Origin of the sequence: Methanobrevibacter sp. 87.7 (assembly GCF_002208625.1) — an archaeon.
Classification (GTDB): domain Archaea; phylum Methanobacteriota; class Methanobacteria; order Methanobacteriales; family Methanobacteriaceae; genus Methanarmilla.
This window is the reverse complement of the sequence record NZ_MRCT01000005.1, coordinates 1-25,757: the sequence shown is the minus strand read 5'-3', so window position 1 is coordinate 25,757 and position 25,757 is coordinate 1. Positions and strand designations below refer to the sequence as shown.

At 24.8% G+C, this 25,757-nt stretch carries 23 protein-coding genes and 1 pseudogene; 1 reads left to right on the top strand and 23 read right to left on the bottom strand.

Annotated features, from left to right (window positions below):
• Positions 1-254: 254 nt before the first annotated feature.
• Both BGI41_RS00585 and BGI41_RS00580 read right to left on the bottom strand, forming a co-directional pair.
• A complete protein-coding gene (locus BGI41_RS00585) occupies positions 255-644 on the bottom strand; it encodes a C-GCAxxG-C-C family protein (RefSeq protein WP_088538314.1) in 390 nt (129 codons plus the stop codon).
• A gap of 296 nt (positions 645-940) precedes the next feature.
• On the bottom strand, positions 941-1,498 hold the full coding sequence (locus tag BGI41_RS00580) for a flavodoxin family protein (RefSeq protein WP_088538313.1): 558 nt from the start codon (positions 1,496-1,498) through the stop codon (positions 941-943).
• Positions 1,499-1,717: 219 nt separating this feature from the next.
• Here BGI41_RS00580 and BGI41_RS00575 point away from each other — a divergent pair, with 219 nt between their 5' ends.
• Positions 1,718-2,092 carry a DUF4258 domain-containing protein gene (locus tag BGI41_RS00575; RefSeq protein WP_088538312.1) on the top strand — a complete coding sequence of 125 codons (375 nt, stop codon included), beginning with the start codon at positions 1,718-1,720 and terminating at the stop codon, positions 2,090-2,092.
• Positions 2,093-2,211: 119 nt separating this feature from the next.
• On the opposite strand, the gene BGI41_RS00570 is transcribed toward BGI41_RS00575, so the two are convergent.
• The 21 genes and pseudogenes from BGI41_RS00570 to BGI41_RS00480 all read right to left on the bottom strand — a co-directional run bounded on the left by BGI41_RS00570 (position 2,212) and on the right by BGI41_RS00480 (position 25,631).
• On the bottom strand, positions 2,212-2,736 hold the full coding sequence (locus tag BGI41_RS00570; protein ID WP_088538311.1) for a DUF2284 domain-containing protein: 525 nt from the start codon (positions 2,734-2,736) through the stop codon (positions 2,212-2,214).
• Positions 2,737-2,832: 96 nt separating this feature from the next.
• A pseudogene (locus tag BGI41_RS00565) lies at positions 2,833-3,260 on the bottom strand (manganese efflux pump MntP family protein).
• 312 nt (positions 3,261-3,572) lie between these two features.
• Positions 3,573-4,256 carry an ATPase gene (locus BGI41_RS00560; RefSeq protein WP_088538310.1) on the bottom strand — a complete coding sequence of 228 codons (684 nt, stop codon included), beginning with the start codon at positions 4,254-4,256 and terminating at the stop codon, positions 3,573-3,575.
• A 135-nt stretch (positions 4,257-4,391) separates the two neighbouring features.
• The gene (locus BGI41_RS00555; RefSeq protein ID WP_088538309.1) at positions 4,392-5,258 is read right to left on the bottom strand and encodes a shikimate dehydrogenase; all 867 of its coding nucleotides are present in this window, start codon (positions 5,256-5,258) and stop codon (positions 4,392-4,394) included.
• Between the two features lie 95 nt (positions 5,259-5,353).
• Positions 5,354-6,115 (bottom strand): sugar phosphate isomerase/epimerase, encoded by a 762-nt coding sequence (locus BGI41_RS00550; RefSeq protein ID WP_088538308.1) that lies wholly within the window; start codon positions 6,113-6,115, stop codon positions 5,354-5,356.
• Positions 6,116-6,145: 30 nt separating this feature from the next.
• Positions 6,146-8,005 (bottom strand): PINc/VapC family ATPase, encoded by a 1,860-nt coding sequence (locus tag BGI41_RS00545; RefSeq protein WP_088538307.1) that lies wholly within the window; start codon positions 8,003-8,005, stop codon positions 6,146-6,148.
• A gap of 180 nt (positions 8,006-8,185) precedes the next feature.
• Entirely contained in the window at positions 8,186-8,596 is a 411-nt protein-coding gene (gene hisI / locus BGI41_RS00540; RefSeq protein ID WP_088538306.1) for a phosphoribosyl-AMP cyclohydrolase, read from the bottom strand.
• 164 nt (positions 8,597-8,760) lie between these two features.
• Entirely contained in the window at positions 8,761-10,056 is a 1,296-nt protein-coding gene (hisS, locus tag BGI41_RS00535; protein WP_088538305.1) for a histidine--tRNA ligase, read from the bottom strand.
• A 209-nt stretch (positions 10,057-10,265) separates the two neighbouring features.
• The gene (locus BGI41_RS00530) at positions 10,266-13,316 is read right to left on the bottom strand and encodes a type III restriction-modification system endonuclease (RefSeq protein WP_088538304.1); all 3,051 of its coding nucleotides are present in this window, start codon (positions 13,314-13,316) and stop codon (positions 10,266-10,268) included.
• A 146-nt stretch (positions 13,317-13,462) separates the two neighbouring features.
• Positions 13,463-14,893 carry a site-specific DNA-methyltransferase gene (locus tag BGI41_RS00525; RefSeq protein WP_198945408.1) on the bottom strand — a complete coding sequence of 477 codons (1,431 nt, stop codon included), beginning with the start codon at positions 14,891-14,893 and terminating at the stop codon, positions 13,463-13,465.
• 1 nt (position 14,894) lies between these two features.
• Positions 14,895-15,377, bottom strand: coding sequence for a DNA methyltransferase (locus BGI41_RS08425; protein WP_198945407.1), 483 nt, complete (start codon positions 15,375-15,377; stop codon positions 14,895-14,897).
• Positions 15,378-15,405: 28 nt separating this feature from the next.
• Entirely contained in the window at positions 15,406-16,227 is an 822-nt protein-coding gene (locus tag BGI41_RS00520) for a DUF4391 domain-containing protein (RefSeq protein ID WP_088538303.1), read from the bottom strand.
• A gap of 110 nt (positions 16,228-16,337) precedes the next feature.
• Positions 16,338-18,779, bottom strand: coding sequence for a DEAD/DEAH box helicase (locus BGI41_RS00515; RefSeq protein WP_198945406.1), 2,442 nt, complete (start codon positions 18,777-18,779; stop codon positions 16,338-16,340).
• Positions 18,758-19,588, bottom strand: coding sequence for a hypothetical protein (locus tag BGI41_RS08420; RefSeq protein ID WP_198945405.1), 831 nt, complete (start codon positions 19,586-19,588; stop codon positions 18,758-18,760). Before BGI41_RS08420 ends, BGI41_RS00515 begins: the two co-directional genes overlap by 22 nt.
• 301 nt (positions 19,589-19,889) lie before the next feature.
• On the bottom strand, positions 19,890-20,348 hold the full coding sequence (locus BGI41_RS00510) for an ACT domain-containing protein (protein WP_088538302.1): 459 nt from the start codon (positions 20,346-20,348) through the stop codon (positions 19,890-19,892).
• 197 nt (positions 20,349-20,545) lie between these two features.
• Positions 20,546-21,850 (bottom strand): phenylacetate--CoA ligase family protein, encoded by a 1,305-nt coding sequence (locus tag BGI41_RS00505; RefSeq protein ID WP_088538301.1) that lies wholly within the window; start codon positions 21,848-21,850, stop codon positions 20,546-20,548.
• A 368-nt stretch (positions 21,851-22,218) separates the two neighbouring features.
• Positions 22,219-22,734 carry a ferritin gene (locus tag BGI41_RS00500; RefSeq protein ID WP_088538300.1) on the bottom strand — a complete coding sequence of 172 codons (516 nt, stop codon included), beginning with the start codon at positions 22,732-22,734 and terminating at the stop codon, positions 22,219-22,221.
• Between the two features lie 120 nt (positions 22,735-22,854).
• Complete coding sequence (locus tag BGI41_RS00495; protein ID WP_088538299.1) at positions 22,855-22,989, bottom strand: rubredoxin; 135 nt, start codon at positions 22,987-22,989, stop codon at positions 22,855-22,857.
• 10 nt (positions 22,990-22,999) lie between these two features.
• Positions 23,000-23,158: a rubredoxin gene (locus BGI41_RS00490; RefSeq protein ID WP_088538298.1), complete on the bottom strand. Its 159-nt coding sequence runs from the start codon at positions 23,156-23,158 to the stop codon at positions 23,000-23,002.
• Between the two features lie 336 nt (positions 23,159-23,494).
• On the bottom strand, positions 23,495-23,902 hold the full coding sequence (locus BGI41_RS00485) for a universal stress protein (RefSeq protein ID WP_088538297.1): 408 nt from the start codon (positions 23,900-23,902) through the stop codon (positions 23,495-23,497).
• A gap of 4 nt (positions 23,903-23,906) precedes the next feature.
• On the bottom strand, positions 23,907-25,631 hold the full coding sequence (locus BGI41_RS00480; RefSeq protein ID WP_088538296.1) for an ABC transporter ATP-binding protein: 1,725 nt from the start codon (positions 25,629-25,631) through the stop codon (positions 23,907-23,909).
• Positions 25,632-25,757: the final 126 nt, after the last annotated feature.

The following is a 25,757-nucleotide window of genomic DNA, read 5'->3' as shown; positions in this document are numbered from 1 at the left end:
AAAATATACTATTTTGTTTAAAAATAATATAAAATAATATAATAAAAAATAAAATAAATTAAAAAAATTATACAAATATAAAATATAATTGAATTTATATAAATTATAGACTAAAATAAAAATTAAATCTATATAAAACTTAAGATTTTTTTAAAATATAGAAAAGGAACTTAAAATTTTTTTCTAAAAAGTATAAAAATAAAAATTTTAAAAAAAGTATAAAAAATATCTAAATAAAAAATTAAAAAAAAAAATTAATCTTTTAAAAGTTCACAGACTTTATCACCTGCAAATAGACAAACCTCAACACAAGGTGACTTATCTTCACCATTTTTAGATATATCACCACATTTTACAGAACCATATTTATTTTGAAAATCATTAAATAACTGTTTAGCCATAGGTTTTATATCATCTTCATCTGCTAAAAGACCTAAAGCCATAACAGCACCAGTTATAGCACCACAAGTACCTTCAGCAAATGTTCCACCAATTCCACCAGAAAATCCAAGTCCTAATTTTGATAAAGTTTCAAGATCTATATCACAATCTTCACAAAGTCCCATAAGTGTAGCTTGTGAGCAACTATTATCTTCTCTATAATCCTCTATTTTCTTAGCTATTTCTTTTGAATTTAAATCCATATTATCACCTTATATTATATGTATATTATATTATAATATTATAAAAATTCTATTAAAATAAGATGTTAATAAAATACTTAAAATAAATAGCTAATACAAACTTTAGTAAAATAAACCCAACTAAAACCTAAAAATAGCTAAAACATAAATAAAAAAACCAACTAAAACCTAAAAAATAGCTAATACAAACTTTAGTAAAATAAAAAACAATTAAAATCTAAAAATAGCTAATAACTAGTAAAAAAAATATAAAAATAGTTAATACTTAAAAAAAAATAAAAAATAAATAAAAGAGTTTAATTTACTAATTTTTTACCAAACTCTTTTGCTTTTTCTATTTGATCATCTTTATCTTTAAAAGCTCCAGGCTCGTTATTTCCACCTAAACTTAAAATATCACCTTTTTGGAAACCAAGTAATACAAATGCATTAATTTGGGTTTCAAGTGATGGTTTAAAAGATTCAGCAGGAGCAACACCATTAGTAGTAATGAAGTATACTTTTTTATTTGAAAATAGTTTCTGATAATCTTCATTCATAAAGTAAGAGTATAATCTGTCAATAATTAATTTAGCTTGTGCAGAAATATCAGAGAAATAAATTGGAGTTCCTAATACAATAACATCAGAATCTTCAATTTTCTTATAAATAGCTTGCATATTATCTTGAATTGCACAATGACCATCATGTTCTTTACAATAATTATCAGCTTGACATGGTGAAATATCTAATTTATTTGTACTGATGATTATAGTATCAGCACCTTCTTCTTGTGCAGTTGAAAGAGCAACTTCCATTGCAGCTTTTACATTACTATCTTGCCTTGGACTTGTATTAATACCTAAAATTTTCATAATAACACACTCTCTTATAATAAATTTAATTATTTCAACTTATATAAAGATATGTTTTAAAATTATTTAATAAGTTATTATAAAATTAAAAAGAGATATTTTTCAAATAATTTAAATGTAGATATATTATATTAGAAATTTAAAAAATACTTTAAAGTAAAATATAAATTTTATAAAAAAAATAAGTTTAATAAGTATAATTATAAAAGGGAAATTCTTATGAATGCTTTTGATAAATTTATAATTGGAGACACTAATAGTATAGAATGGTGTTTTGAAAATAGGCATTTTAATAAAAGACTAGATGATAATGGTATTTCAAGAGAATTTATAGTAGATACAATATATAATAAGGAACCATTACATTATGAACATAGTGGTAAAAATGAGTATGCAGTTACCTTTCCTGCACCTAGTACAAAAAATTATCCTGAAATTAAATTAATATTTGCTTGTCATGAAAATAAAATAGATCTTGTAACAATAATGCCTCATGGAAACACTAATCGTCAGAAAAATGTATATAAATCAGACCAATATAAAAAGAAAGAGAAAATGATTAATAAAGCAAAGTCTAAAAGACAATACTTATAGATTTTTAAAGTTCAATATGAACTTTTAATCTATATTATATAAATTTAATAAGTAATTTTAAACTCTAAATAGCTATAAAAACTAAAATATAAAAATAACTAATTCTAAAAACTAAAAAGCTATTCTAATAATACTAAACCATAACAGAAATAGCTATCATTTTCTTTATCAATACCTAAAATATCATAACCATTATTTTCAATAGTTTTATGAACATCAATACCACAAGCTTCCATTGCTGGACGAGCATCTTTAGTATGTATACATTCTTCGAGATTACATTCATCACAAAGCATACATGGCCCAGCACCTAAACCAAATGCTTTATAATAACCTAATCTAGAGCATTCTTCTTCTAGTTCTGCAGAGATTTTACTAATTCCACCAACATTATTAATAAAACATAAACTTACTTGAAATAGAATAGCTTTAGTATATGAAGAAACCATACCTAACATTTCTTCTGCTTTAGGTGCATATGGTGGACAGGTTAATGTTTTTCCATAATTAGGACAACCATATTGACATTTTAATCTTGTCCAAGGTTGAATAACAATAGAATCAGTATCTATTAATTTTAATTCAATACCTTTATAATTATCTGTAACTTTTTCTAATTTTTTACATAAAACATTAAAATCCATATTATCTCTCTTTTTATTCAACTATAAAATAAAAATAAATATAAAAGTTTTAAAGAAATATTCTCCTAAAAAATGAAAAAATCTAAAAGTTTAGTATTAGAAACTAATTAAACCTAAACCTTCAAATAAGATTTTAAATCCAAGTAATATAAGTACAATACCTCCAAGGATTTCGAATTTATCTCCAAAGTAGTCCCCAATTTTCTTACCTAAAAATATACCAAATATTGTAAATCCAAATGCAACAAGACCAATGACAATAACTGGAATTAAAACATCCTGTTTTAATACTGCATAGGTTATACCTACTGCAAATGCATCAATACTTGTAGCTATTGCAAGTAATGTAAGTTCACTAAATGAAAATTTATCCTCAATTTCACCTTCATCATCACGATCTGAAGATAAACTTTCTCTTATCATATTTGCACCAATTAAAAAGAGAAGTATAAATGCAATCATGATGCAAATGTTGATACAAGCCATTGAAATTGAATACCTGCTGTCCATCCCATAATAGGCATTAAAGCCTGAAATCCTCCAAAGAATATACCATACCATAATATTTCTCTAAATTTAATATTCTTTAAAGTGAAACCTTTTGTTAAAGATACACTAAATGCATCCATAGCAAGAGCAATTGCAATAAGTAACGTTGCTATAAAATCCATAATATCACATAAAGTAATTTAAAAATACTAATTAGCTATTTTCTTATATAAATGTAAATATCCTTAAAACCCTTAAATAATTACAATAAACCATATAATTAAAAAATATCCACTAAAACTACCATAAAATACATAATTAAAAAATCACACTATAAACTATAAAACCTATATTTTCTGATTATTCTCAAGATATTCAACAGATGCTAGAATATTTGGTTTATACTGTGCTACAGTATCATCTAAAAATTCTAAAAACTCTTCTGCAACATCATCATAAGGACGTGAAACTAGTTTTTCACCTAAAAAATCATTAATCTGAGAATTTGAAACTTTAATAAGTGGATAAATATAGTTTTCTTTTTTTCTTGGAAAACTAATACCTTCACCACTAAAAATCTCAGATACTATAGAATGTACTTCTGTATCTAAGGTTTTATTTGAAGTGATTAAATCATAATCATCATTATCATCATATACTAAACTTATACCATATTTTCTTGTATAAGGTTCAAGTATAATAGGTATTAATGGATTTGCATCATCTAGTATAAGAACTTTAACTTTAGGTTTAATATGACTAGAAAGTTCTCTTGATGCATTTGTAACTATTTCTTGAAATAATGATGATCTTATAACTTTAAAATTAGGAAAATGTTTTTCAAATGTATTTTGTCTTCTTCTTGAAAATTTTGAGAAACGAAGATTATTAATATATATTTTATCTGAAGTGTATGATATAAATCTTGTATCTACACCAATATCACTTAAATATCTTAAAATATCTTTCTTTGAATTTCCAAAGGTCTCTTCCTCTTCAGGTATATTAAAATCAAATAAAAAATTTTCCATATAATCACATTTTTTAAGATAGTTTATAAATTTAAGTAAAATAGTAAAATTAACTAAATAAAGTTAAATTAAGTAGTAAAATTAACTAAATATAGTAAAATTAACTAAATAAAGTTAATTAATTAAATAAAAATATTAAAACTCACCAATATCATCAATACCAGATGCTTTTAGTATAACATCCTCCATAACTTTACTATTAGCATCTATACCAGTCCATATTTTAAAACTTTCAACACCTTGATATAAAAACATTTTAATACCAGATATACGTGTAGCACCAATCTTTTTAGCTTCTTTAAGTATTCCAGTTTCAAGTGGTGTATAAACTATATCAAATACAGCCATATCACTATTCATTTCTTGAGCATAAATTAATGGTTTATCATCAACATGTGGATACATTCCATTAGGTGTTGTATTAATTATAATATCAGTATCTTTAAGATATTTATTAGAATTAGATTGTAAATCATAAGAAACTGTATAATCTGTTTTACTTGAAATATCATCTGCAAGTGCTTCTGCTTTATTAATATGTCTATTTAATATTGTAATTGAATTAACATCTTCCTCACATAAAGCATAAGATATAGCACGTGATGCTCCACCTGCACCTAAAACTAGTACGTTTTTATTTTTAATATCTGTTTTTTCTTTTAATGCAGTCATTGCACCTATAGCATCAGTATTATATCCTTTTGCAATTCCATCAGTAAATTTAATTGTATTTACTGCACCAATATTTTCTGCTAAAGAATCTATCTCATCAAGATACTTTATAACCTCAATTTTATGTGGGATTGTAACATTTAATCCTTGAATATTTAATGCTTTTGCTCCACTTATAAGATTTTGAATATTTTCTTTTTTAACATGAAATGGAACATAAGCATAGTTAAGTCCTAATGATTCAATATTTGCATTATGCATTAATGGAGATAAACTATGTCCTACAGGATCTCCTACTATTCCAAAAAGTAATGTATTACCATCAATCATATTATCACTAAAAAAAATTAGCTATTTAATAAGTAAAAATAGCTATTTAAAATAACTATTTAATAATAACTAAAAATAAAATTAGCTATTTAAAACTAGATTTTACCAGTTTTATCATAGTCTCTTAATTTTTTAACACTTCTTTTAATAGAATCTATTTTATTTACTTCTACCATATATATTCCATCATAATTATTTGACTCATAAGTATCAAGTAATGTTTTAAAATCAACATTACCATCACCAATTGACATATGTGAATCATCATCACCTAAATTATCATGGACATGAATGTGTTTAACAAGAGGAGAATACATTTCAATAGCATCATATCCTACTGTATTACCATGACCAATATCAAGACACATTGACATATCTAAATCTTCAAGAAGATTTGTAATATCCTCAAGACTTGTATATGTAAAACCTGGAATTAAAGGCATATTTTCAATTACAGCATTAACCCCTAAATCAGAAGCATACTTACCAATCTCAGATATTGCATTTCTATTTAACTTATCAATTTTATCTTCAAGACCTTGACCTAAGAAAGGTACTTTACCAGGATGTACAACTACAATATCAACATCTAAGCTATTTGCTAAATCAATGGAATGTTTAATTTCACCAATAGAAGCTTTTCTAATAGATGGATTTAAAGAACAAATATTTACATCAATAATTGGTGAATGAATAGTGTACTTAAGATTAAAAGAGTTTAAAATATTAATATCCATATCTCTTAATGGATAATCATGTAATAATTCAACATATTCAATCTTATTACCCTCATAAAATCCTAAACAATCATATAAATCATATTTAAATACAGCAAGAGTTGAAGCACCTATTTTCATATTATCCTCCATATATCATAAATTTAATACTTAAAAATCTTTATAAACTGCAGTAATTGGGAATCCAAAATCAATAGCATCAAGTATAGTTTCACCTAAATCAAGAGTTTTTCTGATTTTAATTTCACCATGTTTACTTACAGTACCAGTAAATAAATATTTACCATTTACACAGATATCAAATGATTTTCCAACATTTTCTTTACCAAAATGGAAAATAATATGTTTTTTAGTAATTGAATAATCAACTTGGAATGGTTCCTCATTAATTAAATCTTCAATAGATTCCATACCAATACTTATACCAATATCTCTTTCAATATCTGCAATACGTTTACCATTTTTACCTATAATCTTTGGAATATACTTCTCTTCAACATAGATATTTACTCTATCTGGTGATATAATATCTGCATATATATTTGCACCAGGAACATAATGTTTCATCCTACGAATAATCTCTCTTTCAGCTATTTTCTCAACAGGAGTTTTTTCATTACTATCTACAGGATTATCAAGTAAATCCATATCCATAACAATAGTCTGTTCACCATAGGTATAAATCTCATTTTTAAGCTCACCAGTTTCAAAGTCACGGACTTCAATAACAGGACGAGCAAGATCTGACTCAACCATACCACTTGGAACTTTAATTGTTAAACGATTCTCATATACAGTTTCAACTTTACCATCTTTAATAAAAATAGTAGTATCAACAACACTAGGTATTATACCAAGCTCTATTCTATTTGCAATCCTCTGTATACCATCAATTGGTCTTGTTGCATGTACAACACCAATCATACCTACACCTGCAAGACGCATATCAGCAAAAATTGAAAAATCATATGATTTCCTAAGTTCATCATATATTGTAAAATCAGGTCTTACAAGAAGAAGAATATCTGCAGTTTTCTCCATATCCCCTTCTAAAGGAGCATACTGAGTTATCTCATCAGATACTTGTAAATCTCTTGGAGACTCCATAGTTTTAACAACTTTACCATTATCCTTATAAAATTCTGCTACAGCTTGAGCAAAAGTAGATTTACCTGCACCAGGTTCACCAGAAATTAATATACCTTCAGCATTATTTTTTAATCTTTCCATTAATTTTTCACTTAAATTATAATCCTCAAGTGAAACATCAGCAACAGGTCTTACAATAGTTATCTCCATAGCCTCAGAAAATGGAGGCATTGCAATTGAAATCCTATACTCACCAGATTGTACAACCATTGCACCTTCTAAATCTGCTTCAAGATAAGTTTTAGGATCATATATTTCTTTCTCAAGAATCTCTTCAGCAATATCCTCTAACTCACTATAAGTCATCTTTTCAGAGGATATTTTCTCAAGATTAATATGTCCAGGCATACCTTTTTTAACATAAGGCTCTACATTTTCCTTAAGATGAACAGACATTGTTAAATCATCAAAATATTTAGCTATTGATAATTCATTATTTCCTTTAAATTTCTGTTTATAATATTTTACAGGAATTCCTAATGCTTTAGCAGTCTCTGCCTGAATCTTATCACTTGTAATTAAGATGCCTAATTCACTACTTGCAACATCACGAATCATAGCATCAATTTCACCAGTTTTAGCAAGTGATATCTCATAATTTGATGGACGTTTTCCAACAAAAGTAATTGCAATATCCCCATTATCCTCTAAAACTTGAAGATTTTGAAGTTCATGTAAACCTGTAATTCCAGTAGACCTTTTCTTATTAGCTTGATATTCAAGCTCTGCAACTACTGCTTGTGGTATAATAATTTTCGGATAATCATATTCTTCAATGGCTTTAGAAATAATCCCTTCAATAACTGCACTAGTATCTGGTACTAGTCTTATTGATTCTTCTTCATCATAATCATAATCCATTTTAATTACCCTTCTTAAATATTTTAATAAAAATTTAGATTTAATAAACACTTCATTTAAGATTTAATAGCTATTAAACTTAAAAACAAGTTATTTAAGACTTAATAATTTTATCATAAACTTAAAACACATATTTAAAAAAACTTAATATTTTAAAAATGTAATAAATTAACCTTTTAGCTATTTATACATTTCTTTAGGATCAAATAATCTTTCTTGAATAACTTTAATATCATCATCAGTTAAATTATCAATATCTAAATCTTTACTATTATTAACTTCTCTAAAGAAACAAGATTTATATCCTTCATGACATGCTGCACCTACTTGATCTACTTTAAGAACAATAGCATCTGCATCACAATCAACATAAATCTCTTTAACATTTTGAATATTTCCAGAACTTTCACCTTTCATCCATTGCTGATTTCTAGAAGTACTATAATAATGTGCTTTTTTAGTTTTAAGTGTATCTTCTAAAGCTTCTTTATTCATAAATGCAACCATTAAAACCTCATTAGTTTGATAATCTTGAGCTACAGCAATGATTAATTTTTCACCATTTTTCTCATCTCTAAAATTAAATTCCATAATATCCCTTATTAACCAAATAAATATTTTAAATAAATATATTTTAAAAGAACTATTTATACAAGTTCCTAAATTAACTTATCAAGAATATATCATGATATCAATACTACAAATAACTATAATTTATCAAGAATATACCCTAAATAAATCAACACCACAAACAACTATAATTTATCAAGAATATAATCAACAACATCTTTAATATCTACAAGTTCTTGATTTCCAGATTCCATATCTTTAACAGTAACCTGTTTATTTTGAACATCATTATTTCCTATAAGAATAGTATATTTTACACCAAGTTTATTTGCATAAGATAATAATTTTTTAAATTTTTTACGTGATAAATCAATATCAGTTGCAACACCTGCACTACGTAACCTTTGACCAATATTATAAGAAATTTGTCTAGTTTCTTTTGAAATTGGTGCAACAAATACATCAACATTATTATCAGGTTCAGGTAATTTACCACAAGCTTCAATAGCATCCATTAATCTATCAAAACCAAATGCAAATCCAGTACTTACAACATCATCTCCACCAAAGAGTTTAATTAAACTATAAGTTCCACCACCACAAACTTGTTTTTGACTACCTAATTCAGGTACATAAATCTCAAATACAATACCAATATAATAGTCAAGCCCACGTGCAACACCAAGATTTATTTTATAATTATCAACACCAAAGCTTTTAAGTGTATTAATTAAATCTTTTAATTCTGCAAGAGGTTCTAAACATTCATCAAACTGACCAACTAAACCTTTAATATCATCATAAATATCACTAGTACCAACCATATCAATTAATTCAAGAAGAATATTAGCAAGTTCCATATTATCAAGGATTGCATCTTCACCAGTTAAAGACTTTTTTAATAAATCTTTATCACCTTTATCTACAACAATCATAACTTCACGAGATTTATCTTGTGAAATACCATAATGAGCAAATAAACCACGAATAATACCTAAATGATTAATATGAATCTCAGCAGTGTCAATACCTAATTCTTCAATTGATTCATTAGCCATAGCAATAACTTCAGCTTCACCTTCAGGAGATTTAGCACCTATAAGTTCACAACCAAATTGCCAAAATTGTCTAAATCTTCCTTTTTGAGGTCTTTCATACCTAAAACAACTACCATAATAATAAAGTTTAATAGGTTTAACTGTTTTAGATAATTCATTAAGATATAATCTTGCAATAGCTGCAGTAATTTCAGGTCTTAATGCAAGTTCCCTATCAGATTTATCTTTAAAATTATATAATTGATCTACAATTTCTTCTCCAGATTTAGTAGTAAATAATTTTAATTCCTCAAATAATGGTGTGTTAACTTCCCCATAACCATAATTTTCAAAAACATTCCTTAATTTGTTTTCTACTTGCTTCCTTTGTGATATCTCATCAAAAAGAAAGTCTCTAGTACCTCTTGGTCTTGTAAATTCCACGTGATTTCCTCCATAAAAATAAAATAATTAATAATAATAAAAATAATTTTTATAAAATTTTAAATCTTTTTAAAAATATTTATACATTAAAAATATAGTAGTTTAGACTTTATATAATTATTTATAAGAATAAAAAAAGAATTAATAAAAATTAAAAAAAATAGAAATTATATAATAAAAAAAATATTAATAGATAAAGATTAGCTATATTAACCCATATCTATTTTAAGTTTACTATAATCATTAGCTACTTCAAATTTGATTTGATTTCCAAGAGCTTTAAAATGTTTAATATCGCACCTTATTTTATCTTTTTCACTACCTCTTAATTTATACCAATCAGTTGTACCTTTAGTTTCAACAATAAAGTATAATTTATGTTTATCATTTTCATCTTTGAATAAAACTGCCCAATCAGGATTATAACCACCAATTGGAGTATTTATTTTAAACCATCCGGGTAATTTTACATATAATTCAACAGATTCATCTTTTTCTAAATTACGAGCAAATTCTTCTTCAACTGTACTATCATATACAACATAATCATATACAGAATGTTCACTTTTAATCATGTTTTTTTCAAGATATCCAAAGAGTTCTTCTTTTTTAAATAATTCCTGTTTATAATAATCATCTAATTCAGTGTATTTAATACCATCAATTAACATTTCATTTAATTTACGTTTAATTATTTTAAGTGATTCTTCCATATATTCTTGTGGATTTTTCTTAAATTGATTAATAGTATCACTTTGAATTAAAACTTGAACAATGGTTTTACGAGTAAGGAAAGTTTCATTTTGAAGAAAAGTAATAATATCTGGAAGAGCAACTTCTTCTTCCTCAGTATAAACAACAGAAGGCGGTATTTTACCATTTTCATCAACAGTTACACCTCCAGCATCAATACTCAAACCACTTTTAGTATAAATCAATTTCGGAGAATGAATATTTAACTCTTTCCTTAAAGCATTACTACAATTATTAATTAATTCATCAGTATCAAAATCAACAGAGTATGTTGTTTTATGATTAATTTTATTCCAAAACTCCTTAAATTCTTCTGACAAATAAACTCTTTTATTAATTTTAACTTCTCTTCTTTTATTTGCATCTTTAACTGGAACTTTTTTAGTGTGTTTTTTAGCAACTTCAACTATATCAGAATAAATAGATTGATATTTTTCAGGAATATCTATATTATCTTTATCAATAGCTACTTTTAAAGCATCCTGAATTTTACCTTTACCATTTATATAATTTTTAAGTTTAAAATGATTAAATAAAGCCAAGGAACCTTGTTCACCAATTGGTTTATATTCACCTTTTTTATTTTCCATAACAATATGTGCAAAATCTTTTTTATCTATAATTCCAAATTTGATACCAGAATCCTTTTCCATTTCAGTTTGTAAAGATTTAGCAAAATCTTCATAACTTTCATTAGCCATAATTGTTAAAGTATTTATAGATTTATCATGAATACGATCACCAAACTGATTAACACATAATCTTAAACCTCTACCAATTTCTTGACGTTTTTTCATATTAGATTTAGTTTCATTAAGTGTACATATTTGGAAAACATTAGGATTATCCCATCCTTCTCTTAATGCAGAGTGAGAGAAAATAAACTTAAGAGGTGAATCAAAACTTAATAATTTTTCTTTATCTTTCATAATTAAATTAAAAGTGTTTTCATCATCTTTATTTGCTCTAAGTTTACCTTTTTTAGTTTCACGAGTATCTTTTACTCTACCTTTTTTATCTACTGAGAAATAACCATTATGAACCTCTTCAGCACTAAGAGTTAAATCAATATCATTATATAATGTACTGTATTTTGGCTTTTGAATTATTTTTTTATATTGATCTTCAAATATATCTGCATAAGGACCATTAATCGGATTACCTTCCTCATCATATTGACGATAATTAGATACTTTATCAATGAAAAACAAACTTAAAACTTTTATTCCTTTTTTAGATAATTCTTCTTTAGTAAAACGTTTATTTAATTCTAATTCTTTATCTAAATGCTCTTCAATAGTTTTTCTAATTTGAGCCTTTTTAACTTCAATATCATCAATATCACCAACAGGTTTACCAATTCTTAAAATATCTCCTTTTTGAGTGAAAGAAACATATTCATTATTTTCTTCACAATATATTTCATCTACAGTATACCCTTGATAAATATCCCTATTAGTTATTTTAGCTTCAGATAAATCAGTACCTTGTTTTACAGTTACAGTTTTCCTTTTAATACTTCCATTAATATTAGCATCAACTTCAATTTTTGCAGTTATAGGTGATTTTTTATTATCAGTACTAATTAATTTTAAATAAGCTTTATTATGATAATCTAAAGACTCAAAACTAGCTACCTGAATACCTTTTACTAAATTCTTTTCATATGCATCAACAGCATCTAATTTATAAATTAAATTTTGAATCTCTTTATGTGTAGCAGAATATCTTAAAGTACATAATGGATTTAAACTATTAATAGCTTCTTCACCTTTACCACCCATTACTGATTGAGGTTCATCAATAATAACAATTGGATTAGTTTCAGCAATTAAATCAATAGGTTTATATCCATTAAGTTTATCTTGAGATCTATGGATAATATTTGCTTTAGTCTCTTTAGATGGATCTTTAAAACTTTTATTAAATGCATCAATATTAATAATCATTATTTGAATATTAGAATTTGTTGAATAATTTCTAACTTGTTCTAATTTAGAACTATCATATACAAAAAAATCATACAATACATTATCATATAATTCTTTAAAATGATTACGAGTTATTTGAAGATTTTTATAAACTCCTTCTTTAATAGCAACACTAGGAACAACAATAATGAATTTTTTAAAATCATATAATTTATTTAATTCAAATATAGTTCTAAGATAAACATAAGTTTTTCCAGTCCCTGTTTCCATTTCTATATTAAAATCTAAACCATCTAAAGATTCACTTGGAGCTAATTTATTATGTGTTTGAACTTTTCTTAAATTAATTAAAATATCTTCTTTATTTAAAGTTAATTTATTAGCAACTCCTTGACCAAATACTTGTTTTGGTCTAGAATATTTATTTTTATCTGAATCATATTTAACATAATCAAATCCCATTTGACCATTTATAGAAAAATATGAAGTCATTGAAGATTGACCTTCAAATAAGTCAGTAACTGCTTTAATAGCTTCTTTTTGATAATCCAAATTAGGATCAAATTTAAGCTTCATTTTAATCTCCTTTTAATTTAATATCCTTTACTAAAAAAATAAATATATAATAATAAATTTTACATAAATAATTAATTAAAATCACCATTATATATTACTAAGTTTTTATACAATTTATAATTTCTAAAAGTTAAATAAAAATAATTTTATATTGTTATAAATTCTTCAATTCCATTAGAACTTAAAGTTTCCTTAATATTAGTTTTATCAGAATCAGAAACAAAACCATTATCCTTAAACATAACACGACTAACACTAGCATCCTCACTAAGCCCAATAATATTAGAAACAATATCCTGAGTAATAATATCATCTAAACAAATAAGCAAAGCACCACAACCAACAGAATAAACAATATTATCACCAAACTTATATTCTTCAATAGGCAAAGTCAAATCAACACCATACTTAAGCATAACCTCATAAACCAAATCCTCATCACTCCTACCAGATTTAATATTATCAACATTAGTGAGTAAAGTCTGCTCAAGATTATCATAATCAGGATCCCACTTCTCAAGATTACTAGAATCCAACTTAAAAACCTTAAAACCTATATCCAAATCAGTATTACCAGACTCCTCAACAATCTTATCACCAGCACGACGAATACGCTCCTTACCAATCTCACAAATATTCTTATATCCCAAATCATAAGCTTCAGACTCATTATTAGAAGGATAAGGTAATTGAACCATTATAAATTTCTGGTTATAATCATATTTATTATTCATATTTATTACAGAATGCGCCGTTGTTCCTGAACCAGAAAATAAATCTAAAACTATATCATTTTTACTTGAAACTATTCTTAAAATATCTTCAACTAAATAAATAGATTTAGGAAAGTCAAAAATTTTTCCCCCCATTAAATTTTTCAAAACATTAGTTCCATTAGCTGTTGCATTATATTTTTTATCTATCCAATGGGTTGTTAAAATTTGTTGTTCTCGAATTTTATAAAAAATATTTACTTTACCTGTACTTTTATCTTTTTCTGCTTTTATTTCATTATTAAATAATTTATCATTAAATCTATTAGGTAATACAATCCAAGCTCTTTGTTTACCTTTATTATCAACAGGTAAAATTTTTATATAATTATCATTTTTAGTTAATGTAATATCTTTTAAATCCTTACTAACATAAATTGGATAAAATGCTTTAGGTTTTTTATTTCTAGTTGTATCTCCTCTTATAAAATTCTTCCATTTGAAATGACCAATATTATCTTTTTCATTAAACTCTTTAAATTTATCATCACTTAAAACAACTTTATTAAATTCAACAAAATTTTTATTTTTAGCATAAACTAGCATAAACTCATTTGAAGCAGAAAAAAATTTAGCATGTTGTCTACCTTCAGGTTTATGAACAACTGTTATAATACCTAATCTATTTTCTTCACCAAAAATTTCATTACAAATATCAATTAAATTATTTAATTCATAATGATCAATTGCTAATATAATACAACCATTAACAGATAAAAGATTTCTTGCTAATTTAAGACGAGGATACATCATATTCAACCAATTACTATGAAAACGACCATTAGTTTCTGTATTAGTACTCAATTTAATACCATTGCTCTCTCTCTCTCTCTCCTACTTTAGAAACCTGACCCGTAAGCTCCAAATAATTCTGTAGATTATCTTTATAATTATTTTTATAAATTATATCATTACCCGTATTATAAGGAGGATCAATATAAATACACTTAATTTTATTATAATAAGACTTCTGAAGCAACTTAAGAACCTCAAGATTATCTCCCTCAATATAAAGATTACCAGTAGTATCCCAATCTTTAGATTCCTCCCTACATGGCCTTAAAGTACCAGTAGACTGCTTTTGAGACTCCTTAATAGCCTGAACCTTACCCGGCCAAGTAAAACTATACCTCTCAGCACCAATTTCAATATCATTACCTAAAATCAACTCCAACTTCTCAAAATCAATCTTATCCTCATCAACAACCTCAGGAAAAATCTCCTTCAACTTAGAAACATTATCCAAAACAACATCCATACTTTCACCATCTAACTTTGTCTCTATCATTATATCAACACCATAAAATAAAAATAACTTAATTAATTAATAATTTTTCTTCATATTCTTTAATTTCATTCTTCAATTTATTAATCTCAATATTCATTTCTAATTTTTTATTAAATTGAGTTTCTTTTTTAATCCCATTATTAATATTAATAATTTTTTTATTTAATTCAACAATTTTATCAGTAATAACTTGAATTTGATCAGGAGGTAAATTTACTTCATGATTTACTAATAATGAACCATTATATTTAATCAATGAATCAAACATACTATTATAAAAAGTATAAGCATTTTTAAAGTTTAAATTATCTAAATTTAAATTATTAAAAAGTTCTTTAACAAATCTATTATTGTTATTTAAATTTATCCAATTAGTACTAATAATTTCATCTAATGTATATTTTGTAGAATCAATAAGATTATTTGAAATATTAGTCATAAATAACCTTATATTATCCTTATATTGAACTACAATAACTTGAGGATATTTAATAACCTTAAATATTATTTCAACAATTCTATCAATTTTATTATCTTGTTTAAAATAATTTTTTAATTGATAATTTGGATTATCTAATTCATCAAAATTTTCATCTTTTAAAATGACATTAATTACCTGAACTTCTTCATAACTTTTTGAATCATCTACATATTCAGTTAATCTTATTGTATCATTTGAAAAATTATAACACCATTTTATTTGCCTTACATATTTAGTAAAAAGATTTTTATCACTAGTTTTTAAATCTCCTTCTTTTATTATCTCTGATTTAGAAATTACACAATCAACTTTACAATCATCTGGAAAATTAAAAAAATTTTGATAAATTAATACTTCTCTATCATCCATTAATTTTTCCCCCAAAAATATCCATATAAAAATTAATTAATAAAAAAAATATAAATTAAAGATATTTTATAAAAATTGGATTAATTTAATAATTAACTTAAAGTTAATAATTATTTAATAATTAAAAATGTTATTAACTCAAATTCTTCAAGACCATTAATATCTTGTTTTACATTAACAGTTCCACCTTTAGAAAATAAACTTTTTACACCAACTTCTTGTTTTACACCTAAAATATTTTCAATAGATTCACTAAGCAATGATGAATAATTAGTCATGTCTTTTCCATCATCTGTTTCTAATTCAAATTCTTTAACTAAATCTTGTAAAACCTTATTTTTAGATAAACATAACTTTTTATAATAATCCATAATTTTTTTAGATTTAGTATAATTAAGTTTAACTTCACCATTTTCATTAATATATATAAGATAATATGGACTTAATGGATTTCTTTCTTTAACTTCCGTTATTCCTGAAGTCTGTTTAAGTAAAAAAATAACTCCCGGTTCAATCTCATCTATTAAATCATCAAAAATATTAATTATAGCATATATTCCTTTAGGTGACTTTTCAAGTTCTTGTTCATTTTCTTTTAAATAATTCATTAATTCAACCTTAAAATCATTAAAATTTAAATCAGTTATAGAGATTGAATTTGAAATATCTTCTAAATCAATAACTCTTTCTTGAAGTTCTTGTAATTGAATTCTACGATAATCTAAATCATTCATAGATTGCTTTTTACTAATTACATTCTCTTCACCAGTAGCACTAATATTAACCATAGTCATCTTATTTTTAACACGAGATTCAAGGTTAATATACTCATCAAGTTCCATATTTGGCCAGAAATTAACTAATTGAATTTTATTATTACAAGATCCAATTCTATCAATTCTTCCAAATCTTTGAATAATTCTAACTGGATTCCAATGGATATCATAATTAATTAAATAATCACAATCTTGCAAATTTTGACCTTCAGATATACAATCAGTACATATTAAAATATCAATTTCTTCATCAGATTCTGGATAAATATGATTTCTTTCTTTAGATATAGGTGAAAAGTTAATTAAAATATCATTAATATCTTTAGAGTTAGTAACATATTTTTTTAAAGTGGTTTTATTACTATTTGACCCAGTGATTAATGCACTATGAAGTCCTAAATCATTTAAAGCCCATTTACTAATATTTTCATATAAATATTTTGCAGTATCTGCAAAAGCCGTAAAGACAATAACTTTTTTATTTCCTTTATTAATTGGATTATTAACTTTTTCAACAATTTTAGATTTTAAATCATGTAATTTAGCATCCCTATCTGGAATTATTTTATTTGATTCATTAAGTAAATTTATTAATATATCCTTATCCCAATTTAAATCTTCTTTCCATTTAACTAAATCCATATCTTGTAATAATACTTTTACATTATTACCAAAAATCATATCATCATATTCATCTTCCTCAGGATCAATTAAATTAATATCAATATTTTGATTATAAAATTCTCCATTATCAATTAGCTCTAAAGTATTATTAATATTTTCAAGAAGTCTAGATATAGATAATCTAAATGATTCAATAGAACTTTCCATACGTTTTAAAAGATTTACTCTCATTAAGCTTACAACATTATCTTCCCTATCTCTTTGTTTAAAATGTCCTTTACCTGATTTAACTTCCATATCGTATTTATTTTCATAAACCTCTCGTAAATTTGGATAAACATATTTAATTGGAGAATAAATTCCTAAATTTAAATTTGAAATTTCATCATTAATTTCACTTAACTTTAAAAATGAATCTTCAATATCAATTTCAGATTTAACATTAATAGGTTCTAATCTTTTAGGAAATTGACCTACTTCATTTAAATTATAATATTTTTCAATATGTTTTCTTGAACGTGCAATAGTAAGAGTATCTAATAGTTTAAAATAATCTAAATCAAAATAACCTAAAAAATCACCTTTAGTTTTTTCTTCCTCAGACATTTTAGATAAGGTGTTAAAAACTCTTTGTGCTTTTCTTAAAGTATTTGAAATACTATCTATTCCAAAATCTTTTAATGCATAATCATTACCTTCAGTAATAAATGCAATTTGATTTTTTAAATCAGTCATCTTATTATTTACAGGTGTTGCAGATAACATTAATAAACGTGTTTTATGACCTCCTTTAATAATTTGATTCATTAATTTTTGGTATCTTGTTTCTCTATCATTAACAGCAGGATTATTTCTAAAATTATGTGATTCATCAATAACTACTAAATCATAGTTTCCCCAATTAATAGTTTTTAAATCAATATCACCAGATTTACCACCATCACGACTTAAATCAGTATGGTTTAAAACATCATAATTAAATCTATCTTCACTAAAAATATTTCTTTTATCATTTTGTGTATAAATAATCCAATTATCCCTTAATTTTTTAGGTGTTAAAACAAGAACTCTATCATTTCTAGATTCATAATATTTAATAACTGCAAGTGCAGTGAAAGTTTTACCTAAACCTACACTATCTGCAGTATACAACCATTATATTTTTCAATTTTATCAATAATACCAATTACAGCATCTTCCTGAAACTTATATAATTTATTCCATATTTGACTTTCTTTAAGTTTATTACCTTTTCTAATTATATTATCTTCATTTAAAGAATCTAAATCATTACTAAATATGTTATATAAAGATAAAAAGTAAATGAATTCTACTGAATTCTCTTTATACATTGATTCCATTTGTTTTAAAACATCTTCTTTAACATCTTTAAGAAGATCATTATTATTCCATAAACGTTCAAAAACTTCAAAAGAAGCCTTTGTAAACTCTTTACCATAAATACATAAATTAGAATCTTCTCTAGAAGAAGGACTAAGACCCAAACCTGCAGGTGTAAAATCAACACTACCAGTAATTGCAATGTTTGAATCATCCCCATTATCAACACAAATCATACGAGGTTGTGCTTGATTTGGATTTTTAAAAGATTTAATATTCACTTTATTTTTAATCCAATTAGAACAATCTTTAGAAATAGAAGACTGAGTCATCTGATTTTTAAGTTTAATTTCATAATTACCATTAAACAAATCATTATAATCAATATAATATTCTCTTGACTCTTTATTAAAATTTTTATTAAAATTAGGATCTTTATAAATGAAATTTAAATTATCAATTTTATCTAAATATTTTCTTAACTTATCATAAGCATAAATAGAAAAATAAGCTGAAATAATAGATAATTTAGATCCTTTTTTTATACTATCCATAAGTTCTTCATATACAAAACCTTGAGTTTTATTATCTAAACTTTTAGGAAATTTTAAATCTAACAAAATACCCACCTTAAAAATAATAATATTAATACCAATATATTTAACAAAAAAAGCTTATATAATTTTATATTTTAATTTAAATATAATTAATAAATTTCATGAAAAAATTAAAAAAATAACTATAATACTTAAGAAAAAATTTAACATAATATACGAAATATTAAAAAAATACTAAAAAATTTAATAATCAAAATAAAAAAATATTAAAAAATAATCATAGTATAAAAAAAAAAGAAAATAGTCTAATTAAAATTAAATATAAAAATAATAAATTAAATAAAAAATAGATTAGAAATAAAAATTATAAATGATATACTTCATCAGAAGGTACAATATAAATTTTATTTTCATCTAAAACTTTAATAAGTAAATTTAAATCATGAGTACTTAAAAGTACAATAGCATTATCAGTTTTTTCATGAGTAAATGCATAAAGATAATCAAGATTTATATCATTATCATATAATACTTTTAAAATACTAGATAAACCACCAGGAATATCATTTAATTCTACACCAATAGTTGGAGAAATTTTAAAAGTATAATTATTTTCTTCAAGTACTTTTTGACCTTTAGTTGGATTATCAACAACTAATCTTAAAATACCGAATTCAGAGGTATCTGCAAGTGATAATGCTCTAATATTAATATCATTTTCTGCAAGTAAGTTTAAAACTTTATATAATTTACCTTTATTATTCGTTAAAAAAATTGAAAGTTGTTTTAATTTTAAATCATCATAATTGTCTTTAAAATTCATAAGAATCCCTTATTAAAAAAATTACATTTATAAACATTATAAGAAATTATTAATAAATATTTATTATTAATAATTCTTACAATACACATTAGTTATCAAAATTATGTTTATTAATAATCTTATAAAAAACCGACTATTACCTAATAAACAAAAACCTAATTTTATAAATAACCAATTATTACCTAATAAACAAAAACCTAATTATTAAAATTACGTTTATCAATAACTCTTACAGCTTTAGCTTCACTTCTTGGAATAGATTTAGGTTCTACAAGAGTAACTTTAACTTTAATTCCAATCTCATTTTGAATATATTCACCTATTTTTTTCTGAATACCTAACATTTCAGTTACATCATCACTAAATAAATCAGGAGAAGTTTCAACTTTAACTTCAATTTGATCAAGAGTATCTGGACGAGTAACAATAATTTGATAATGTGGTTCAGCTTCAGAAACTTTAAGAAGAGCTTTTTCAATTTGAGATGGGAATACAGCTACTCCTTTAACTTTAATCATATCATCAGTTCTTCCAGTGATTCTTTCCATCCTACAAAATGTTTTATCACATTTACATGGTTCATAATGTAAAGCAGTGACATCTTTAGTTCTAAATCTAATAATAGGCATACCTTCCCTTTGAAGGTTAGTTAATACAAGTTCACCTTTAGTACCTTCAGGTAAATGTTTACCTGTATTTGAATCAATAATTTCAGGATAATAGAAATCTTCAGCAATATGTAAACCATTTTGTTCTGTACATTCAATACCTACACCAGGACCCATCATTTCAGTAAGACCATAAATATTATATGCAGGTACACCGAAAGTATCTTGAAGTCTTTGTCTCATTTCTTCAGTCCACATTTCTGAACCAAAACCAATAACTTTAAGACCTAATTTTCTAGGATCATAACCTTCATCTTTAGCAACTTCACCAATATATAATCCATATGATGGAGTAACAACTAAACAAGTAGTATTAAAATCATTCATAAGTTCAACTTGACGACGTGTTTGACCAGTAGATATTGGTACAACTGTTGCACCAATTTTCTGTGCACCATAATGAATACCGAAACCACCAGTAAATAAACCATAACCATGAGTATTTTGGACTATATCTTCATCAGTAAGTCCCCAATTAGTTAATCCTCTAGCCATAAGCTCTGACCAGTAATCTAAATCTTTTTTAGTATAACCACTTACAACTGGTTTACCTGTAGTTCCACTTGAAGAGTGAATTTCAAGAATTTTTTTTCGATCAACAGCAAACATTCCAAAGGGATAAGATTCCCTTAAATCATCTTTAGTAGTGAATGGAAGTTTCTCAATATCTGCTAAGGTTTCAATATCCTCTGGAAACACTTCACATTCAGTATATTTTTTATGATAGTATGGAACATTATCAAATGCATATTTTACAATTTTTTGTAACTTTTTTAATTGCATTTCATTAATTTCATCTCTTTCCATACATTCGGCTTTTTCATCCCATAACATTATATAAAACCTTCATTATGATATATTATCTTAAAATTTTATTAATTTAAATAAACTATTATATTTATATTTCTTTTAAATAAAATATTTAACTAATTTTTTATGATAAAAATAAAATTTTTATAAAATTTATAAAAAAATATACAAATTCTAGAAAAATAGTATACATATAAAATATGAAATTAAAATAAAATAAACATCTACATTAGAGAAAAAATAATAAGAATTATATCTATTAAAACAAGTAATTTTAGTAAAAAAGAGCATACATAATATAAATCTAAATAAAAATAAGTAATATTAGAAAAAACACAAAAAACAATAAGAAAACACAGAAAATAAGAAAAATAAAAGAAAAAGAAATTAATTTATTGATCTTCTGGAGCAAGTGGAGTGTAAACTCTGGTAGCAAACTCATTGTTAAGATCATATAATACTTGAGGATTATCTTTAGCAAGTCTAACTTTAGCTAAACAATCCATAGCATTTTCTTCTTCTTCAACTTGTTCATTTACATACCATTGTAAGAAGTTATTAGTTGCATGATCTTTTTGTTCAATAGCTAAATCAACTAAATCATTAATTAAACTAGTAACATATTGTTCATGTTTTAAAACATGTTCCATAACTTCAAGGTTACTATCCCATTCAGTTTTAGGACCTTCAATAGTAGTTAAAGTAACTTTAGCTCCTCTTCTAATAATGTAATTATAGAATTTAATAGCATGATCTTGTTCTTCTTTTGCTTGAACTTCCATGTAATTAGCAAATCCTGGTAAATTATTATTTTTAAAATAAGCAGCCATTGATAAATATAAGTAAGCTGAATAAAATTCTGCATTTAATTGTTCATTTAAAGCTTTTTCCATAATCTCATTAACCATTTTATCACCTGAAAATAATAAATAAAAAAAATAATTAAAAAAAAGCTAGATTAGTAGTTTTTATTTGATATTAATATAAAAAAAATATAAAAGAATTATAAAATTATTAAATAATTCTATCTATTCCTCTGCAAATTGATCTTTACCTACACCACAAACAGGGCAAACGTAGTCATCTGGTAAATCTGCGAAAGCTACACCTTCAGCATCTTCATCATATCTGTATCCACAGACTTTACATACATATACTGCCATATTTTCACCTCTATAATTCTTTAAACATTTTTTTAGCTGCACCACATAATGGACATCTGAAACCTTCAGGAACATCTTCCCATGCAGTTCCAGGAGCTACATCTCTACGTTCTTCACCAGTTTCAGTATCATATATATAACCACATATTTTACATTTATATTTTGCCATTTTTATGACCTCACTTTTATACTTAATATTTTGTTTCATATGATATAAACATTTTTTCATTTTTTTAATACATATATTCAAAATATTAAATATATTCAATAAAATTTACAAATATTAGATAAAAATATGATTTCAATATAAATAAACTTAACCATTCAAATAAAAATAATAAAAAATTAATATAGAAAAATATAGTTAAAAAGTTTAAAAATACTAAAAAAAACACAAAATAGAAAAAAATAAAAAAAAACTTTAAAAATACTAAAAAACAATAAAAAGTTTAAAATATAGTTAAAAAGAAAAAATAAGTTTTAATTTAAATAAAACTTATAATAACTATTTTACAAGTAATACTGGAACAGGAGAAACTTCAAGAACTTTAGCTGCTACACTACCAATATTTTTTTCATACTCATTATCACTATTATCTAAAGAATTTCCAAACTGTCCAATTACTACTAAATCAGGATCAATTTTTTGAATCATAACCTTAAAATCATTAATAGGGTCTGCAGTAATAATATGTTCAACTACTTTAAGATTATGTTCATGTCCTTTATCAGTAATACTATCAAGAACAGCTCCACCTTGACCATCACCATCATCAAAAGACATTTTAAATGGATCAATAATATATAATGCAGCAATATCTGCATTATATTTAGATGCGATATTTACACCAACATCAATAGCTTTATTAGCAGTATCTGAACCATCACTTGCAATTAATATTTTACTAAACATAATATCACTCATCTTCAAGTAAGTAGTCTGCATGACAGAATTCAATAAAGTTTTTAACTAATTTATCCATATCATGACTATCATCAAGGATTTCACCATCATTCATAAATATACCTCTATTTGAGAGTTCTTTCATAAATTCAGTATTATGTGAAACCATTACAATAGTAATTCCATATTCTTTACATAATTTTTTAATAGAATTAGATACAACTCTTAATGTTTTAGGATCTAAATCACCAAAAGGTTCATCTAAAAGTAAAATATCTGGTTTAGATGCAAGAACAATAGACAACATTGCACGAACTTTTTGACCACCAGATAATTCATATGAACGTCTATCAAGAACATCTAATGATAAATCAAGATGTTCAAATAAATCTGCAACAGTTTCTTTAACTGCTTTAGCAGGGAATTTAGGGAATAAATCATCAAGACTTTGAGGCATAATACCTACTTGTTCTAATCTACGTTTAGCTTCATCTTCAGTTAAATCAGTTAAAAGATATAAAGAATCTAATAGTTCATCAGAAAGTCCTTCTTTTTTAGCAATTTTCTTAGCATTTTCAACAACTTGATTGTTTTTATAACCTAATTTAACAGCAAGTTGATCTCTAATTGTTGCATAATGTTGAAGAGCAAATTCTTGATACATAAATCCAACTTTACGTCTTACATCCATCCTATTTAAAGAAGGTTTATGAATATCTACCCACATTTCCCCATTATCATCTTTTTCAAGTTTATATGTAACATTACCATCATCAGTTTCATCTAAACCATCCATGATACGGAGGAGTACAGTTTTACCAGCACCACTAGGTCCGAGTAAAGTTAAAATATCTCCTTTTTTAACTTCAAAATTAATATCTTCCATTTGTAAACTAACACCTGCTTGAAGAACATAAAACTCTTTTTTAATATCATTAACTTTAATTATAGACTCATCACTTGCTTTAAGATCAATATCAACAATAGGTTCCATGTCACTTAAGAATTTATTAGTAATAGCATTAACATCATCACTAATTTCAACAATTTCACCATTATCCATTAAAACAATACGATCTGCAAGATATTTTTGTACTTCAGGTAAATGAGAAACAACTACAACAGTAACACCTAATTCTTTATTGATTTTTTTAACTGCATCTAAAATTTCTTGCTTAGTTTTAGGACAAGCCATAGTAGCAGGTTCATCAAGAAGTAAAAGTTTTGGTCTTTTAGCTAATTGTCTTGCCATAATAAGTCTTTGTTTTTCACCACCACTTAAAACAAGAGAAGAATATTTTTCTTTATCTTTAAGACCTACAAGTTTTAATAGTTTATCAGTTTCTTCACCAAACTCTTCTTCAGCTTCTTTTAAATTAGTTGATGCTTCATCACCATATTTAGCACCATAAAATTTTCTTAAAATATTTTCTCTACAAGATGCAGGCCATAAACCGAAATTCCTTTGTAAATGAATTGCAGTAACTTTTTTAAGTTGATTATAATAATATTTACTATCCCCAGCATTAACTTCAACATCATCAACAGTAATTTTTCCTTCATCAAACCTTTCAACACCTCTAAGGCATCTTAAAAGAGTTGTTTTACCAGAACCACTAGTACCGATAATACCTAAAATTTCCCCTTCTTTAATTTCAAGATTAATGTTTTTAATTCCAATAATTTCATTACCATCAGATAATTTATAATTTTTATATAAATTTTCTACTTTAATCATTTTAAACCACTATAATATTTAAATTAATTATTTTTATAAAATTTTAAAAAGAATAGATATGAATTAAAAATTGAGGATAAAATTTTTTAATATTATTTTAATCCATACTAAATATAATATTATAAC

Excerpts from the sequence above, each read along its gene's own strand:
- BGI41_RS00585 (WP_088538314.1), bottom strand. The coding sequence starts at position 644 with ATGGATTTAAATTCAAAAGAAATAGCTAAGAAAATAGAGGATTATAGA.
- BGI41_RS00580 (WP_088538313.1), bottom strand. The coding sequence starts at position 1,498 with ATGAAAATTTTAGGTATTAATACAAGTCCAAGGCAAGATAGTAATGTA.
- BGI41_RS00575 (WP_088538312.1), top strand. The coding sequence starts at position 1,718 with ATGAATGCTTTTGATAAATTTATAATTGGAGACACTAATAGTATAGAA.
- BGI41_RS00570 (WP_088538311.1), bottom strand. The coding sequence starts at position 2,736 with ATGGATTTTAATGTTTTATGTAAAAAATTAGAAAAAGTTACAGATAAT.
- BGI41_RS00560 (WP_088538310.1), bottom strand. The coding sequence starts at position 4,256 with ATGGAAAATTTTTTATTTGATTTTAATATACCTGAAGAGGAAGAGACC.
- BGI41_RS00555 (WP_088538309.1), bottom strand. The coding sequence starts at position 5,258 with ATGATTGATGGTAATACATTACTTTTTGGAATAGTAGGAGATCCTGTA.
- BGI41_RS00550 (WP_088538308.1), bottom strand. The coding sequence starts at position 6,115 with ATGAAAATAGGTGCTTCAACTCTTGCTGTATTTAAATATGATTTATAT.
- BGI41_RS00545 (WP_088538307.1), bottom strand. The coding sequence starts at position 8,005 with ATGGATTATGATTATGATGAAGAAGAATCAATAAGACTAGTACCAGAT.
- hisI (WP_088538306.1), bottom strand. The coding sequence starts at position 8,596 with ATGGAATTTAATTTTAGAGATGAGAAAAATGGTGAAAAATTAATCATT.
- BGI41_RS00530 (WP_088538304.1), bottom strand. The coding sequence starts at position 13,316 with ATGAAGCTTAAATTTGATCCTAATTTGGATTATCAAAAAGAAGCTATT.
- BGI41_RS08425 (WP_198945407.1), bottom strand. The coding sequence starts at position 15,377 with ATGATAGAGACAAAGTTAGATGGTGAAAGTATGGATGTTGTTTTGGAT.
- BGI41_RS00520 (WP_088538303.1), bottom strand. The coding sequence starts at position 16,227 with ATGGATGATAGAGAAGTATTAATTTATCAAAATTTTTTTAATTTTCCA.
- BGI41_RS00510 (WP_088538302.1), bottom strand. The coding sequence starts at position 20,348 with ATGAATTTTAAAGACAATTATGATGATTTAAAATTAAAACAACTTTCA.
- BGI41_RS00505 (WP_088538301.1), bottom strand. The coding sequence starts at position 21,850 with ATGTTATGGGATGAAAAAGCCGAATGTATGGAAAGAGATGAAATTAAT.
- BGI41_RS00500 (WP_088538300.1), bottom strand. The coding sequence starts at position 22,734 with ATGGTTAATGAGATTATGGAAAAAGCTTTAAATGAACAATTAAATGCA.
- BGI41_RS00495 (WP_088538299.1), bottom strand. The coding sequence starts at position 22,989 with ATGGCAGTATATGTATGTAAAGTCTGTGGATACAGATATGATGAAGAT.
- BGI41_RS00490 (WP_088538298.1), bottom strand. The coding sequence starts at position 23,158 with ATGGCAAAATATAAATGTAAAATATGTGGTTATATATATGATACTGAA.
- BGI41_RS00485 (WP_088538297.1), bottom strand. The coding sequence starts at position 23,902 with ATGTTTAGTAAAATATTAATTGCAAGTGATGGTTCAGATACTGCTAAT.
- BGI41_RS00480 (WP_088538296.1), bottom strand. The coding sequence starts at position 25,631 with ATGATTAAAGTAGAAAATTTATATAAAAATTATAAATTATCTGATGGT.